At 66.9% G+C, this 16,284-nt stretch carries 15 protein-coding genes; 10 read left to right on the top strand and 5 right to left on the bottom strand.

Going from position 1 to position 16,284, the window contains the following annotated elements; all coding sequences use genetic code 11:
• The first annotated feature begins 28 nt into the window (after positions 1-28).
• From leuS to FFS10_RS05340, 10 genes are all read left to right on the top strand, one after another.
• Positions 29-2,737 (top strand): leucine--tRNA ligase, encoded by a 2,709-nt coding sequence (gene leuS / locus FFS10_RS05385; protein ID WP_137892336.1) that lies wholly within the window; start codon positions 29-31, stop codon positions 2,735-2,737.
• 2 nt (positions 2,738-2,739) lie between these two features.
• On the top strand, positions 2,740-3,264 hold the full coding sequence (locus tag FFS10_RS05380; protein WP_249931177.1) for an LPS-assembly lipoprotein LptE: 525 nt from the start codon (positions 2,740-2,742) through the stop codon (positions 3,262-3,264).
• 14 nt (positions 3,265-3,278) lie between these two features.
• On the top strand, positions 3,279-4,334 hold the full coding sequence (holA, locus tag FFS10_RS05375) for a DNA polymerase III subunit delta (protein ID WP_137892334.1): 1,056 nt from the start codon (positions 3,279-3,281) through the stop codon (positions 4,332-4,334).
• Positions 4,335-4,351: 17 nt separating this feature from the next.
• Positions 4,352-5,632, top strand: a complete 1,281-nt coding sequence (locus tag FFS10_RS05370) for a glutamate-5-semialdehyde dehydrogenase (RefSeq protein WP_137892332.1) — start codon at positions 4,352-4,354, stop codon at positions 5,630-5,632.
• A gap of 113 nt (positions 5,633-5,745) precedes the next feature.
• Entirely contained in the window at positions 5,746-7,041 is a 1,296-nt protein-coding gene (gene gshA, locus FFS10_RS05365) for a glutamate--cysteine ligase (RefSeq protein ID WP_137892330.1), read from the top strand.
• Positions 7,042-7,185: 144 nt separating this feature from the next.
• The gene (locus tag FFS10_RS05360; protein WP_137892328.1) at positions 7,186-9,054 is read left to right on the top strand and encodes a potassium transporter Kup; all 1,869 of its coding nucleotides are present in this window, start codon (positions 7,186-7,188) and stop codon (positions 9,052-9,054) included.
• A 13-nt stretch (positions 9,055-9,067) separates the two neighbouring features.
• The gene (gene gshB / locus FFS10_RS05355) at positions 9,068-10,006 is read left to right on the top strand and encodes a glutathione synthase (RefSeq protein WP_137892326.1); all 939 of its coding nucleotides are present in this window, start codon (positions 9,068-9,070) and stop codon (positions 10,004-10,006) included.
• Between the two features lie 109 nt (positions 10,007-10,115).
• Positions 10,116-10,616: a hypothetical protein gene (locus FFS10_RS05350; protein WP_137892324.1), complete on the top strand. Its 501-nt coding sequence runs from the start codon at positions 10,116-10,118 to the stop codon at positions 10,614-10,616.
• Positions 10,617-11,261: 645 nt separating this feature from the next.
• Positions 11,262-11,783, top strand: a complete 522-nt coding sequence (locus FFS10_RS05345) for a hypothetical protein (protein WP_137892322.1) — start codon at positions 11,262-11,264, stop codon at positions 11,781-11,783.
• 176 nt (positions 11,784-11,959) lie between these two features.
• The gene (locus FFS10_RS05340) at positions 11,960-12,373 is read left to right on the top strand and encodes a DUF1801 domain-containing protein (RefSeq protein ID WP_212744092.1); all 414 of its coding nucleotides are present in this window, start codon (positions 11,960-11,962) and stop codon (positions 12,371-12,373) included.
• 165 nt (positions 12,374-12,538) lie between these two features.
• Here FFS10_RS05340 and FFS10_RS05335 read toward each other — a convergent pair whose 3' ends face one another.
• From FFS10_RS05335 to FFS10_RS05315, 5 genes are all read right to left on the bottom strand, one after another.
• A complete protein-coding gene (locus tag FFS10_RS05335) occupies positions 12,539-13,300 on the bottom strand; it encodes a class II glutamine amidotransferase (protein WP_137892318.1) in 762 nt (253 codons plus the stop codon).
• Between the two features lie 16 nt (positions 13,301-13,316).
• Entirely contained in the window at positions 13,317-14,801 is a 1,485-nt protein-coding gene (locus tag FFS10_RS05330; protein ID WP_137892316.1) for an MFS transporter, read from the bottom strand.
• Positions 14,802-14,855: 54 nt separating this feature from the next.
• The gene (locus FFS10_RS05325) at positions 14,856-15,074 is read right to left on the bottom strand and encodes a cysteine-rich CWC family protein (RefSeq protein WP_137892314.1); all 219 of its coding nucleotides are present in this window, start codon (positions 15,072-15,074) and stop codon (positions 14,856-14,858) included.
• Between the two features lie 56 nt (positions 15,075-15,130).
• Positions 15,131-15,412: a BTH_I0359 family protein gene (locus tag FFS10_RS05320; protein WP_137892312.1), complete on the bottom strand. Its 282-nt coding sequence runs from the start codon at positions 15,410-15,412 to the stop codon at positions 15,131-15,133.
• Positions 15,413-15,499: 87 nt separating this feature from the next.
• On the bottom strand, positions 15,500-16,284 hold a 785-nt coding region (locus FFS10_RS05315; RefSeq protein ID WP_137892309.1), incomplete at its 5' end, for a DUF3108 domain-containing protein.

Below are 16,284 nucleotides of genomic sequence, written 5' to 3'. Positions count from 1 at the left end.
GGGGCGGCCAGCGCCTACAATTTGCAGCATGCAAGACAAGTACAGCCACCTCGACGTTGAAAAGGCCGCCCAGGACCACTGGAGCGGTCGCGACGCCTACCGCGTGAGCGAGGACGCGGGCAAGAAGAAGTTCTACGCCTGTTCCATGCTGCCCTATCCCAGCGGCAAGCTGCACATGGGCCATGTGCGCAACTACACCATCAACGACATGCTCACGCGCTACCTGCGCATGAACGGCTACAACGTGCTGATGCCCATGGGCTGGGATGCTTTCGGCCTGCCGGCCGAGAACGCGGCGCTCAAGAACGGCGTGCCGCCGGCCCAGTGGACCTACGAGAACATCGCCTACATGAAGAAGCAGATGCAGGCGATGGGGCTGGCCATCGACTGGTCGCGCGAGGTCGCCACCTGCGATCCCGGCTATTACAAGTGGAACCAGTGGCTGTTCCTCAAGATGCTGGAAAAGGGCATCGCCTACCGCAAGACCCAGGTCGTCAACTGGGACCCGGTGGACCAGACCGTGCTGGCCAACGAGCAGGTGATAGACGGCAAGGGCTGGCGCACCGGCGCCGCAGTGGAAAAGCGCGAGATCCCGGGCTACTACCTCAAGATCACCGACTACGCCGAGGAGCTGCTCTCGCACGTGCAGCACGGCCTGGCCGGCTGGCCCGAGCGCGTCAAGCTGATGCAGGAGAACTGGATCGGCAAGAGCGAAGGCGTGCGCTTCGCCTTCACCCATGGCATCCATGACGAGCATGGCCAGCCGATCGGCGACGGCTGCATGTACGTGTTCACCACGCGCGCCGACACCATCATGGGCGTGACCTTCTGCGCGGTCGCGCCCGAGCACCCGCTGGCGCTGCACGCGGCCAGGTCCAACCCCAAGCTGGCCGCCTTCCTCGAGGAGTGCAAGGCCGGCGGGACGACCGAGGCCGAGCTCGCCACCCAGGAAAAGAAGGGCATGCCCACCGGCCTGTTCGTCAACCACCCGCTGATGGAGCACGCGGTCGAGGTCTGGGTCGGCAACTACGTGCTGATGGGCTATGGCGACGGCGCTGTGATGGGTGTGCCCGCGCACGACGAGCGCGACTTCGCCTTCGCCAAGAAATACGGCCTGCCCATCACCCAGGTGGTGCATGTGGACGGCCAGCACTACGACTACGACCACTGGCACGACTGGTACGCCGACAAGCAGCATGGCGTGACCATCAACTCCGACAGCTTCAGCGGCCTGAGCTACAAGGAGGCGGTCAAGGCCGTGGCCCACGCCCTGCAGGTGCGCGGCCTGGGCGAGAAGAAGACCACCTGGCGCCTGCGCGACTGGGGCATCAGCCGCCAGCGCTACTGGGGCACGCCCATCCCCATCATCCATTGCGAGGCCTGCGGCCCGGTGCCGGTGCCCGAGCAGGACCTGCCGGTGGTGCTGCCGCAGGACCTGGTGCCCGACGGCAGCGGCAACCCGCTGAACAAGTGCGAGGCCTTCCTCAAGGTCGACTGCCCCTGCTGCGGCAAGCCGGCGCGGCGCGAGACCGACACCATGGACACCTTCGTCGACAGTTCCTGGTACTTCATGCGCTACTGCGACCCCAAGAACGACCAGGCCATGGTCGCCGAGGGGGCACAGTACTGGATGCCCATGGACCAGTACATCGGCGGCATCGAGCACGCCATCCTGCACCTGCTGTACGCGCGCTTCTGGACCAAGGTGATGCGCGATATCCGGGTGCAGGGCCCCGGAGACTCCGAAGCCCGTGGCCTGGTCCAGGTCGACGAGCCCTTCACCAAGCTGCTGACCCAGGGCATGGTGCTCAACCACATCTACTCGCGCAAGAGCGAGAAAGGCGGCATCGAGTACTTCTGGCCGCACGAGGTCGAGGACGTGGTCGACGCCAACGGCAAGGTGGTGGGCGCCCACCTCAAAGAGGCCAAGGGCGATCTGCCGGCCGGCACCCTGGTGAACTACGAAGGCGTGGGCACCATGAGCAAGTCCAAGAACAACGGCGTCGACCCGCAGGACCTGATCGAGAAATACGGCGCCGACACCGCGCGCCTGTACACCATGTTCACCGCGCCGCCCGAGGCCACGCTGGAGTGGAACGACGCGGCCGTGGAGGGCAGCTACCGCTTCCTGCGCCGGGTCTGGAACTTCGGCGTCAAGCTGTCGGCGATCGAGAACCTGGCCTCGCTGGCCTTGCTGGCCGGCCCCGAGGGGCGCGAGGTCCATGCCTTCGACAAGGCCGCCAAGGCGCTGCGGCGCGAGGTCCACAGCGTGCTCAAGCAGGTCGACTACGACTACCAGCGCATGCAGTACAACACCGTGGTCTCGGGCGCGATGAAATTGCTCAACGCGCTCGAGGGCCTGGCCGACGATGGCTCGACCGGCGCCCGCGCCGCGCAGGCCGAGGGCTTCGGCATCCTGCTGCGCTGCCTGTATCCGGTCACGCCGCACATCGCCCACGCATTGTGGGAGCAGCTGGGCTATGCCGCCGGCTTCGGCGACCTTCTGGACGCGCCCTGGCCCCAGGCCGACGAGAGCGCGCTGCAGCAGGACGAGATCGAGCTCGTGCTGCAGGTCAACGGCAAGCTGCGCGGCGCCATCCTGGTGCCGTCCCAGGCCAGCAAGCACGAGATCGAGGCCATCGCCCTGGCCAGCGAGGCCTTCCTCAAGCAGGCCGGCGGGGCGCACGCGAAAAAGGTCATCGTGGTGCCGGGCCGCCTGGTCAACGTGGTGGTCTGAGCATGAAGGCCACCCTGCCCGCGGCGGCGCTGCGGCGCCGCCAGCTGCTCGCCCTGGCGGCGCCGCTGGCGCTGGCGGCCTGCGGCTTCCAGCTGCGCCAGCCGCCGAACTTCGCGTTCCGCAGTTTCTACACCGACGCCCCCCAGAGCTCGACCCTGGTCAACGAGCTCAAGCGCCAGCTGGCCGGCACCGGCGCGGTCGAGGTGCTGGCCGATGCGCGCCAGCTCAACCGCGCCGAGGTGCTGCTGGACGTGCTGAACGACCAGCGCGAGCGCGTGGTGGTGGGCGTCAACGCCTCGGGCCAGGTGCGCGAGCTGCAACTGCGCGTGCGCTTCAAGTTCAGGCTGCGCACGCCCCAGGGCAAGACTCTAATCCCCGAGGTCGAGCTGCTGCAGGAACGCGACGTCAGCTACCGCGAGGCCGCAGCCCTGGCCAAGGAGGCCGAGGAGGCCCTGCTGTACCGCGACATGCAGAGCGACATCGTGCAGCAGGTCATGCGCCGCCTGGCCGCGGTGCGCGCGCTGTAAGCCGCGGCGCCGCTATGCAGCTCGCCGCCGCCCAGCTCGCCGCTCACCTGCAAAAGGGCCTGCGCCCGCTCTACACCCTGCACGGGGACGAGCCGCTGCTGGTGCAGGAAGCGGCCGACGCGATCCGCGCCGCCGCGCGCGCTCAGGGCTACACCGAGCGCAGCGTGCACAGCGTGGCCGGCGCGCATTTCGACTGGAGCGAGGTGCTGGCCGCCGGCGGCTCGCTCAGCCTGTTCGCCGAGCGCCAGATCGTCGAGATCCGCATCCCCTCGGGCAAGCCCGGCAAGGACGGCAGCGCCGCCCTGCAGCAGCTGGCCGAGAGCAGCCGCGGCAACGACAGCACCCTGACCCTGGTGGTGTTGCCGCGCCTGGACAAGGCGACCCGAACTGGCGCCTGGTTCGGCGCGCTCGAGGGCGCCGGCGTGACGGTGCAGATCGACCCGGTCGAGCGCCAGGCCCTGCCGCCCTGGATCGCCCAGCGCCTGGCGCGCCAGGGCCAGCGCGTGGCTGCGGGCGAAGAGGGCCAGCGCACCCTGCAGTTCTTCGCCGACCGCGTCGAGGGCAACCTGCTCGCCGCGCACCAGGAAATCCAGAAGCTGGGCCTGCTCCACCCCGAGGGCGAGCTCGGCTTCGACCAGGTCGAGGCGGCCGTGCTCAACGTCGCGCGCTACGACGTGTTCAAGCTCTCCGAGGCGGTGCTGGCCGGCCAGGCCGTGCGCGTGCAGCGCATGCTCGACGGCCTGCGCGCCGAGGGCGAGGCCGAGGTGCTGGTGCACTACACCCTGGCCGAGGACATACGCGCGCTCAAGCGCGTCAAGGACGCGGTGGCCGGCGGCCGCCCCCTGCCCATGGCGCTGCGCGAGCAGCGCGTCTGGGGCCCGCGCGAGCGCCTGTTCGAGCGCGTGCTGCCGCGCCTGTCGCCGGCCCTGCTGCGCGAGCTGCTGCAGGCCGCGCACCAGGTGGACGGCATCGTCAAGGGCCTCAAGCAGCCCGACTGGCCGGCCGATGGCTGGCAGGCCCTGCACCGGCTGGCGCTGCAGCTGTGCCGCGCCTGCAGGGTCTCCGGATAGCAGGGACAATACACCCCATGAATGCGCTGAACATCGCCGAATACTCGCAAACCCTGGGCCTGCAGGCCAAGATGGCCTCGGCCCTGATGGCCAAGGCCAGTGCCGCGGTCAAGAACCGGGCGCTGCGCCGCCTGGCCGGGCTGCTGCGTGAGAACCAGTCGTCCCTGCAGGCCGACAACGCGCGCGACCTCGAGCGCGCGCTGGCCGCCGGCCTGGCCGCGCCCATGGTCGACCGGCTCAAGCTCACGCCGCAGGTCATCGAGACCTGCGCCCAGGGCTGCGAGCAGCTGGCCGCCATGCCCGACGCGATCGGCGAGATCATCGGCCTGCGCCAGCAGCCCAGCGGCATACGCGTCGGCCAGATGCGCGTGCCTATCGGCGTGTTCGGCATGGTCTTCGAGAGCCGCCCCAACGTGACCATCGAGGCGGCCAGCCTGTCGATCAAGAGCGGCAACGCCTGCATCCTGCGCGGCGGCTCCGAGGCCATCGAATCGAACAAGGCGCTGGCCCGCCTGGTGCAGCAGGCGCTGATCGACAGCGGCCTGCCGGCGCAGGGCGTGCAGCTGGTGCAGACCACCGACCGCGAGGTGGTGGGCCAGCTGATCGCCATGCCGCAGTACGTGGACGTGATCATCCCGCGCGGCGGCAAGGGCCTGATCGAGCGCATCAGCGCAGGCGCCAAGGTGCCGGTGATCAAGCACCTGGACGGCAATTGCCACACCTATGTCGACGACCCCAGCGACCTGGACATGGCGGTCAAGGTGGCCGACAACGCCAAGACCCAGAAGTACAGCCCCTGCAATGCCAGCGAGAGCCTGCTGGTGGCGCGCGGCGTGGCGGCGGCCTTCCTGCCGCGCATCGCCGCGGTCTACGCCGCCAAGGGCGTGGAAATGCGCGGCTGCCCCGAGTCCCTGGCCATCCTCGCCGCCGTGCCCGGCGCCAAGCTCCAGCCCGCCACCGAGCAGGACTGGTCCGAGGAATACCTGGCGCCCATCATCAGCGTCAAGCTGGTCGAGGGCGTGGACGAGGCGATTGCCCACATCAACCGCTATTCCTCGCACCACACCGACGCCATCCTCACCCGCGACCACATGCACGCGCAGAAATTCCTGCGCGAGGTCGACTCGGCCAGCGTCATGGTCAACGCCAGCACGCGCTTCGCCGACGGCTTCGAGTACGGCCTGGGCGCCGAGATCGGCATTTCGACCGACAAGTTCCACGCGCGCGGCCCGGTGGGCATCGAGGGCCTGACCTCGCTCAAGTACGTGGTGCTCGGCGAGGGCGAGATCCGCAGCTAGACCGCACCCGCATTCTCCTGCGGCTGGGGCGGGCCCCGGCACGCAGCCTTGAACGGGGCGGTATCGTCCCCAAGTCCTAGAATTCAGCTCCAACTTCTGCAGCAGAGGGCCGCATGGTTCCGCATCTCATCACGGCGCTCACGGGCCCGATCAACGAACTCGAGCAACGCATCCTCGACTCCATGCCGGCCATCGAGCGCTGGTTCCGCCTGGAGTGGATGGAGCACACGCCGCCCTTCTACAGCTCGGTCGACATCCGCAACGCCGGCTTCAAGCTGGCGCCGGTGGACACCAACCTCTACCCCGGCGGCTGGAACAACCTGACGCACGAGATGCTGCCGCTGGCGGTGCAGGCGGCCCAGGCCGCGATCGAGAAGATCTGCCCCGAGGCCAAGAACCTGCTGATCATTCCCGAGAACCACACGCGCAACACCTTCTACCTCAGCAACGTGGCGCAGCTCACGCGCATCTTCCACATGGCGGGGCTGAACGTGCGCATAGGCTCGATCAGCCCCGAGATCAAGCAGACCACCACGCTGGAGCTGCCGGGCGGCGACCAGGTCACGCTGGAGCCGGTGATCCGCGGCAAGCGCCGCCTCGGGCTGAAGGACTTCGACCCCTGCACCATCCTGCTCAACAACGACCTGTCGGCCGGCGCGCCGGGCATCCTGGAGGACCTGCACGAGCAGTACCTGCTGCCGCCGCTGCACGCGGGCTGGAGCGTGCGCCGCAAGAGCCACCATTTCCAGAGCTACGAGGAGGTGTCCAAGCGCTTCGGCAAGCTGCTGGGCATAGACCCCTGGCTGATCAACCCCATGTTCAACCGCTGCGGCGAGGTCGATTTCGCCGAGGGCTCGGGCCTGGAATGCCTGCGCGGCAACGTCGACGCCCTGCTGTCCAAGATCCGGCGCAAGTACAAGGAATACGGCATCAACGAGAAGCCCTTCGTGGTGGTCAAGGCCGACAACGGCACCTACGGCATGGGCATCATGACGGTGCGCGACGTCAAGGACCTGGACGCGCTGAACCGCAAGACGCGCAACAAGATGAGCGTGATCAAGGACGGCCAGGCCGTCAGCGACGTGATCATCCAGGAGGGCGTGCTGACCAACGAGCGCATCAACGAGGCCGTGGCCGAGCCGGTGGTCTACATGATGGACCGCTACGTGGTCGGCGGCTTCTACCGCGTCCATGCCGAGCGCGGGGTCGACGAGAACCTCAACGCGCCGGGCGCGAGCTTCGTGCCGCTGGCCTTCGCCGAAAGCTCCCACCTGCCGCAGCCCGGCGTCAAGCCCGGCGCCAGCGTGCCCAACCGCTTCTACATGTACGGCGTGATCGGCCGCTTGGCCATGCTGGCGGCCAGCTACGAGCTCGAGTCCACCGATCCGGACGCCGAGATCTACGACTGAGGGCCGCGGCCTCAGTTGCTGCGCTGCAACATTTTGTAACGGGTGCCCGTCCGGAGGGCGGGGAGTGGCTTGCGCGGCGGCCCGGCGGGCGCACAATAGCCGCTTCTGCGTTCCGGAGCCCCGCTGGCAAGACGGGGCAGCTTTGTGTCAGCATCCACATCATCCCTCGCGGCGCTCACCCTGGGCGCCATCGGCGTCGTCTACGGCGACATCGGCACCAGCGTGCTGTACGCGGTCAAGGAAGTATTTGGCTCGGGCCATGTGCCCTTCACCCCGGACAACGTCTACGGCATCCTGTCGATCTTCTTCTGGACGCTGACCACCATCGTCTCGGTCAAGTACGTGGTGCTGGTGCTGCGCGCCGACAACCACGGCGAGGGCGGCCTGGTGGCCATGCTGGCCCTGGCCTCCCAGTCGGTCAAGGACAAGCCCGAGCTGCGCCGCTGGCTGCTGGGCATAGGCATCTTCGGCACCTGCCTGTTCTACGGCGATGGCGTGATCACCCCGGCGATCTCGGTGCTGTCGGCGGTCGAGGGCCTGGAGGTGGTGTCGCCGGCCTTCAAGCAGTACGTGATCCCGCTCACCCTGGTCATCCTGTTCGGCCTGTTCGCCCTGCAAAAGCACGGCACGGCCGGCATAGGCAAGTTCTTCGGGCCCATCACCCTGGTCTGGTTCGCCACCATCGCGGTGCTGGGCCTGGTGCAGATCGCCGGCCAACCGACCATCCTCTGGGCCCTGAGCCCGCACCACGCCCTGCGCTTCATGTGGGCCCAGCCGGGCACCACCTTCGTGATCCTGGGCGCGGTGGTGCTGTGCGTGACCGGCGCCGAGGCGCTGTACGCCGACATGGGGCATTTCGGCAAGCGGCCGATCCGACTGGCCTGGTTCTCCGTCGTCATGCCCTCGCTCACCATCAACTACTTCGGCCAGGGGGCGCTGCTGCTGCAGAACCCGGCCGCTGTCAAGAACCCGTTCTACCTGATGGCGCCGGACTGGGCCCTGCTGCCCATGGTGGGCCTGGCCACCATGGCCACGGTGATCGCCTCTCAGGCCCTGATCTCGGGCGCCTTCAGCGTGTCCAAGCAGGTCATTCAGCTCGGCTACCTGCCGCGCCTGCAGGTGCTGCACACCAGCGTCAAGGACACCGGCCAGATCTACATGCCCTTCGTCAACTGGGGCCTGTTCGTGGCCATCGTGCTGGCCGTCGTGATGTTCCGCTCCTCCAGCAACCTGGCCGCGGCCTACGGCATCGCGGTCACGCTGGACATGCTGATCACCACGGTGCTGACCTTCTTCGTGGTCCGCTATGGCTGGGGCTATCCGCTGGCCCTGTGCTTCGGCGCCACCGGCTTCTTCTTCGTCGTCGACCTGGCCTTCTTCAGCTCCAACCTGATGAAGCTGATCGACGGCGGCTGGTTCCCGCTGCTGATCGGCGGCGCGATCTTCACCCTGATGATGACCTGGCACGAGGGGCGCGGCCTGCTCAATACCGCGCTGCGCTCGGATGCGCTGGACCTCAAGAGCTTCCTCGACGCGGTGTTCGTCAGCCCGCCGGTGCGCGTGGAAGGCACGGCCGTATTCCTCACCGCCGAGCCCGGCATCGTGCCCAATGCGCTGATGCACAACCTCAAGCACAACAAGGTGCTGCACCAGCACAACCTGTTCGTCACCGTGCGCAACCACGAGACGCCCTGGATAGGCATGAACAAGCGGGTCGAGATCGAGTCGCTGGGCCATGACTGCTGGCAGGTGATCGTGCACTACGGTTTCAAGAACGACCCCGACCTGCCGCGCGCCCTGGAGCAGCTCAAGGGCCGCGGCTGCGAGCTCGAGACCATGACCACCAGCTACTTCCTCTCGCGCGACATCGTGATCCCGACCCTGGGCAGCGGCATGGTGGCCTGGCGCGAGAAGCTGTTCTCGCAGATGCACCACAACGCCAGCGCCGCGGCCGAGTTCCTGAACCTGCCCAGCAACGCGGTGGTCGAGCTGGGCAGCAAGATCGAAATCTAGGGACAATCACGGCATGAACCTGCTCTTCATCGCCGATCCGCTCGAATCCTTCAAGACCTACAAGGACAGCACCTTCGCCATGATGCGCGAGGCCCAGCGGCGCGGCCACGCCATCGCCGCCTGCGAGCCGCAGGACCTGCTGTGGCAGCGCGGCAGCGCCGTCACCGCCCATGTGCGCGACATCACGCTGACCGGACAGGAGCAGGCCTGGTTCAGCGAGCGCGGGCAGCGCGCCGTGGCCCTGCAGGACTTCGACGCCGTGCTGATGCGCAAGGACCCACCCTTCGACGCCGAGTACTTCTACGCCACCCACCTGCTCGAGCAGGCCGAGCGCGACGGCGCGCGCGTGTTCAACAAGCCGGGCGCGCTGCGCGACCACCCGGAGAAGCTGGCCATCATGGAGTTCCCGCAGTTCATCGGGCCGACCCTGGTGACGCGCGACGCCGAGGACATCAAGCGCTTTCACGCCGAGCACCAGGACATCATCCTCAAGCCGCTGGACGGCATGGGCGGCATGGGCATCTTCCGCGTCGGCCCCGACGGCCTGAACCTGGGCAGCATCACCGAGACGCTGAACCGCCATGGCGCGCAGAGCCTGATGGTGCAGAAGTTCCTGCCCGAGATCGTGGACGGCGACAAGCGCGTGCTGGTCATCGGCGGCCGTCCCGTGCCCTACTGCCTGGCGCGCATTCCCCAGGGCAGCGAGGTGCGCGGCAACCTGGCGGCCGGCGGCAAGGGCGTGGCGCGGCCGCTGACGGCGCGCGACCGCGAGATCGGCGAGGCCCTGGGCCCCGTGCTGCAGGCGCGCGGCCTGCTGCTGGTGGGGCTGGACGTGATCGGCGACTGCCTGACCGAGATCAACGTGACCAGCCCGACCTGCTTCCAGGAGATCCACGACCAGACCGGCTGCGACGTCGCGGCCCTGTTCGTCGACGCGCTGGAGGCGGCTTAGAACCGAAGGGCTGCGCTTTGGCGTGTGGCGCGCAACACAGGAGAGGTGGCGGGTTTCATGGTCAAATTTAGTTCTGTGTTTTTGTCCACCCTATCGACGGAAAAGCCTTGTGGCAAGAGCCTTCCCGCACTTTTTCCGGGTCAATTTAGACCGCAAGCGCCAGATATGGACTGCGTCTGCAGGCAGTCTACATTACGGTGGGCATTTCAGTAGCGAGGCGCCAATGTACAGACACGCACTTCCGGTTTTTGTGTTCTTGGCTTTACCTCTCTCATCTACGGCGCAACAGGCCATCAATCTCGATTGTCCAGTGGCAAAAGTGAGCCCTATTTTTGACCTCGCCGATTTTCCTGCGGGTGCAGCAATGGTTCGAATGGAGCGTTATCGGTTTGCTATACCGACCGGAGGAGACTCCGGCTTGGCTTCTACACCTCGGTCCAACAGCATTCCCACTCAAATAGTCAAATCCGAAACACTGTTCCAAATAGATTTCGAAAACAAGCGCGTGATCATTGATCGGATGACTGCAGAGTTTCAGGTGTTTTTGCAAGGTGCGGAACAGCCGTTCGGTGGCGGAACGTGCACGCGATTGGAGCAAAGGAAATTTTGATGGAAATGTCTCGCAACTGGCTGCAGAGCTAAGACATTGGGCAGAAACGGACGTCGTTCAGTCCGGCAAGGTAATGGTCCGCCATCGAAATTTTAAGAAGATGGAAGGAGTGCAGATGAACTTGGCCGAATGGCTCATGGTGTGCCTCACATTTGTTACTGCCGTTTTCACTATTCTTGCGTGGCGTGTTTACGTGCGGATAGCCCTTTTTACCGGGGCAATGGAAAGCCACTCAACCATGATGCTTCGCATCGAAGCAAAGAAGGAAGGCATTCCAATTACTTGGTGGGACCCTACCCTTGAAGGTCCATGCACAAAGTCTTGGCCCCAGTTCCAAGGAGAGCACGGAAAGGACACCGTGCTCGAGAAAATCTACATAGGCATTCCGGCTGATCAACGAAAACACCAGCCGACTTGCTGCTGCGCTGTTCGGGCTGCCCTGCGTACTACTTGGTTTTGTATCGTCTCTCTCACCAGGTGCTGGCGTAGCGCCCCAAGGCATGATGCCCAACAGGGTGTTCCAGGGGACGCACCGAATAAAGCCTCGACGCGCCCCTGAACTCTGACGTTGGGTGATATAGAAATATGGTTGCTACGACCACTCCGCGAGGCATGACGTCGGATGTGCGTCGGCTTTGTAAGCACATGAGCTTCGAGTCGCTTCCGGTGTTCGTTGAGGTTCGGGCCAGAGCCGATTCAGAATCTGGAGAGTGTTTCGGCGCCACAGCAAAACAAGTGGCTGAGCATGATGGCTCCTGTGTTTATGGCTGGCTCATTTGGGAGTGGCCTGGCATATTGATTGAAGCGGAATTTCATGCAGTGTGGCAGCAACCAAATGGCACGTTGCTCGACGTAGCAAAGAAAGACGACGGTGAATCTGTAGTGCTCTTTCTTCCTGACCCGAGCAAATCGTTCGAAGGCGTCAGAGTGGATAGCATTCGGCTGCCAATCGGAAAAAACCCTGCAATTAAGACTCTCATCGCAGGCAAAGAACGTTTTTACAGGCTGTTTCAGCAAAAACATGGAAACGCTACCGGGCATGTGGTCCTTGATGGAGACTTAGCTGATCTTCATGACCAGCTTGCTGTTCTAAGTCATCAGCTTTCGGTTTCACGCGAGGCAATCCGTGGCTGGTCTCTGTTTTCCCGCAAGCAGAGGTTGCGTTGAATGTCACCAAACCATCGCTTCTAGCCGACGTATTTGCCTCCGCTTCGCTACGGCAAATCCGCAGCTGAAGCTCGGTGTTGGGCGCCACAACAAGTTGGAGAATGAGCCGTGGCGCTAAAGCCAAAGAGAGAGAGCCTAAGGCCAAGCCCGGTGCGGAAGCGGGGCGCGCGACCGCGATGGCGGCCACTCATCTCATCGACGAGCGGACCCGGTCTCTGGGTGGCTGGCGCGCCGAGACCCTGGTGGAGGTTCGCCGCCTTATTCACGAGGCGGACCCGGACATCATGGAGGAATGCAAATGGATCAAGCCCAGCAACCCACTGGGGGTGCCCGTATGGTCCCACGCTGGGATCGTTTGCACCGGAGAGGCCTACAAACAGGTGGTCAAGCTGACCTTCGCCCGGGGTGCCTCCTTGGTGGACCCTTGGAGACTCTTCAACGCCAGCCTCGATGGGAACACGCGTCGCGCCATCGACATCCGGGAGGGAGAGGTGCTCGATGCTGAGGCGTTCAAGGCCTTGATCAAGGCCGCGATCGCGGAGAATCTACGGTCCAGCCCCCCGAAGTCACAGGGCCGTGGCCGGACGTGAGTCTAGGGCCTGTCATCAATTATTCCGGGCCCGCGCTCATGGTTTTTCGGGCGGTCTGCGGCGTTGCGATGCTTGCCAATAGCTCGGCTATTGGCGGCGCATCCCGCCTTGCATCCCATCCCGAAAAGGCATCTGCGCGGCCCCATAGAGATCGTAAACAGGCTCTCAGACCGGCGCGCCGTCCACGAACACCAGCAACTCGCCCGGCGCGCAGGGCGTCCAGGCCTCGTTGGTGGTCAGCGGCGCGGTGACCACCACCGCCACGCGGTCGCTGGGCCGCGTGTGCTCGGCGAAGTTCACGCTCAGGTCCTCGTCACTGAGCGTGGCCTGGGTGAAGGGGTGCTGGCGCACCACGTAGCACAGCTGGGTCGAGGCATGGGCCCACAGCGCCTGGCCGTTGGAGAGCAGGAAGTTGAAGCTGCCGTGTCTCGCGATGCGCGGCACCAGCTCGCGCAGGGTCAGCGTGAGCTCGGCCACGCTGGGCACGTCGGCATGCGACTTGGCCAGCTCCTGCATCAGCCAGCAGAAGGCCCGCTCGCTGTCGGTGCTGCCCACGGGATGGAAGCTGGCGTGCAGGCGCGGGTGGAAGTCCTTGAGGTCGCCGTTGTGCGCGAACACCCAGTAGCGGCCCCAGAGCTCGCGCACGAAGGGGTGGCAGTTCTCCAGCGCCACCTGGCCCTGGGTGGCCTTGCGGATATGGGAGATGACGTTCTGGCTCTTGATCGGATAGCGGCGGATCAGCTCGGCCACCGGCGAGGCGCTGGCGCTCTCGCGGTCGACGAACAGGCGCACGCCCTTGCCCTCGAAGAAGGCGATGCCCCAGCCGTCGCCGTGCTGGTCGGTGCGGCCGCCGCGCTGGGCGAAGCCGCTGAAGCTGAAGGTCAGGTCGGTGGGCGTGTTGCAGTTCATGCCGAGCAGCTGGCACATGGTGGCTTCCTCCGCTTCAGGGGGCGCGCCCGGCGCTGGGATGGGGCACGGGTTCGCGCAGCTGCCAGGCCGCCACCATCGCGAGGGCGCACAGGCCGGCCAGCAGCATGAAGGACTCGTTGAACGCAGCCAGCCGCGCCGGGCTGCTGCCGGCGCGGGCCAGCGAGTCGCCGTGCGCGGCCAGCCGCCATTCGAGCACGATGGCGCACAGGCTGACGCCGGCCGCGCCGCCGAGCATGCGCAGGAAGCCGATCACGCTCGAGCCCTGCGGGATCAGCGGCGCGTCCAGGCCGCGCATGGACCCGAGGTTCAGCGAGGGCAGGATGAAGCCCAGGCCGATGCGCCCCAGCGTGGCCCAGGCCACGAGCAGCCAGACGCTGCTGGTGAGGCCCACGGTCAGCATCAGCGCGAACGAGGCCGCCAGCAGGGCCAGGCCGGTACAGACCAGCAGGTGGGTGGGCTGGCGGTCGGCCAGGCGGCCGACCCCGGCGATGGTGACCGCCAGCACCAGGCCCGAGGGCAGCAGGATGGTGCCCACGTAGGACGGGGACAGCGACAGCCCCAGCTGCAGGTAGACCGGCAGCAGGTAGGTGGAGCCGAACAGCGCCGTGCCGTAGATGAAGGCCACGATGCCGCCCATGGCGAAGCGGCGGTGGGTGAACAGCGCGAGGTTCATCAGCGGCTCGCCGCCGCGCCCGCCCAGGCGGCGCTGCCAGGCCACGAAGGCCAGCAGGGCCGCCGCGGCGCCGGCCAGCAGGGCGCCGGCGTCCAGGGCCGTGCCGTCGCGCAGCGCCACCAGGCCGTTGAGCAGGCACAGCGTGCCGGCCGCGCCGAGCAGCAGGCCGCCCCAGTCCAGCGCCGCGCCCTCGCGATTGGCCGCCACGCCGCCCGGCGCCGTCACCGGCACGAAGCGCCAGGCCAGCCACAGCGAGGCCAGGCACAGCGGCACCACCATGAAGAAGATCGAGCGCCAGCCGAACCAGTCCACCAGCAGGCCGCCTATGCTGGGGCCCAGCGCCGGCGCCAGCACCACGCCCATGCCGAAGATGCCGCTGGCGCGGCCCTGCTCGTGCGGCTCGAAGGCGCGCATGATGATGATGGCCGGGATGGGCTGCACCACGCCGGCGGCCAGGCCCTCGGCCACGCGCGCCGCCAGCACCAGGCCGAACTGGCCGGCCAGCCCGCCCACCATGCCGCCGGCCAGCAGCAGCCACATGCAGCCGGCGTAGGTGGCGCGGTAGCCGTAGCGCGCGAGCAGCCAGGGCGTGGTCAGCATGGACACCGTCATGGCCACCATGAAGCCCGAGCTGACCCATTGCGCGCGGTCCTGGCTCAGCAGGAAATGCTGGCTCATGTCGGGAATCGCCACGTTGACGATGGTGGACGACATGATGGAGGCCATGGTGCCCGTCATCACCGCCAGCAGCAGCAGCCAGCGGTAGCGCTCGCCGTAGCGCTGGCGCAGCGAGACCAGGTCGGAGGAGGCGGGGGGACTGGACATCTTGGGCGCAGGATAGCAGGCAGGCCGCCTGCGCCGCGGGTGCGTTCCCGGCGCTCAGGCTCCGTCCGCGGCCTGGGCGCAGGCGAGGCAGATGCAGGCCTTGCGGCGCGCGGACTCGGGCACGCGCGACAGCAGCTCGGCCTCGAAACGCACTTCGGTGCACCAGCAGGGCGGCTGCTTCACGCCGGTGGCGCGTTCGATCTCCTGGGCGCATTGGTTGACTGCGCCGCACAGCGGGCAACGTACCGGGTCTATGGGCGGCAGGGCGGACATGGCGGCGGCTGGGCGCGAATGCGGATGCCGCCAGTCTAGCGCCGCCGTCCGGGCGCTCAGTGCACCACGACCGGGTTCTGCGCCAGCCCGGCGTAGCGGTCCAGCGTGTCTTCGACCTCTTCCTGGGTCGGCGTGTTCTGCTGCCAGGCGTCGATCTGCCGCTGGAACAGCTCGGCCCAGGAGCCGTCGAGGTAGACCTCCTTGCCCGAGCGCTTGTCCACGATCTCGAAACCGTGGCGCGCGAGCTGGGGCCCCTGCGTCTGCACATGCTCGTCCGCCGGGAAGTCAGCCAACAGGTGCATCACCGCGAATTGTTCGGAGTCGTAGAGCATGTGCATGGTGTCATTGTCCTTGAAACACTCACCCTACTTGGTAACGCGCGAGGCGGTTTCAAGGCCGACAGGGTTTTTCGCCAACCCGTCATTTCAGGGCGCTTCGATCGAGCGCAGGGTCTGGTCCAGGTAGTCGCCGTTGGACTGGGTGATGCGCGTGCGCACCGGCAGGTGGGGCGGTGCGCGGTCCAGCCACAGCTCGACCCGGATGTCGTAGGTCTTGCGCGGCTGGCGCACCAGCTTGAGCGTGTCCACCGCGCGTCCGGCCGCGCTCAGGGTTTCGGGGCCCTCGACCGTGAACTGCCAGGCTTCGGCCTCGCGCGGGCCGGCGGTCTGGAAGCTGAGCTGGGAGCCCGGCGCAAAGCGCGCCGGGTCGCCGCCCATCAGGGCGCCGAGCTGCAGCAGCAGGCTCAGGCGGTCCTGTGCGCCGGGCTGCAGCGGCGCCTCGGGTGAGTTGGCGCTGAACACGATGCGCTCGCGTGCCCGGTCGAAATGGGTGGCCTGCTCGCCGCGCCGCCGCTTGTCGGAAAAGCGGCTCGGTGCCAGCCCCTGGGGCGTGAGGCTGCCCTCGCTGCTCTGGGTGCGCGAGCCCACCAGGAAGGCGCTGACCGTCAGGCGTGCCTCGTACTTCTGGCCGTCGTGCCGCCACAGCAGCTCGGCCTGGGCGTGGTACTGCATCTGGCGCACCTCGCCGACCAGGTCGTAGACCAGGCGCGCGGCCGGGGCCACGACCGCCGGCCCGACCGTGGTCTCGGCACCGGGAGCCTCGGCCGGCGGTGCGGCGGGCGGTGCGGCGGGCGCCGGCGCTGCTGGTGCACTCTCGGCGGGGGCCGGGCTGCCGTTGCCGGCCAGGCTGTCCGTCGCTGGAGGTGCCGGCG

Origin of the sequence: Ramlibacter sp. 2FC (assembly GCF_005503345.1) — a bacterium.
Lineage (GTDB): Bacteria > Pseudomonadota > Gammaproteobacteria > Burkholderiales > Burkholderiaceae_C > SCMQ01.
This window is presented reverse-complemented; position numbering and strand designations above follow the sequence as displayed.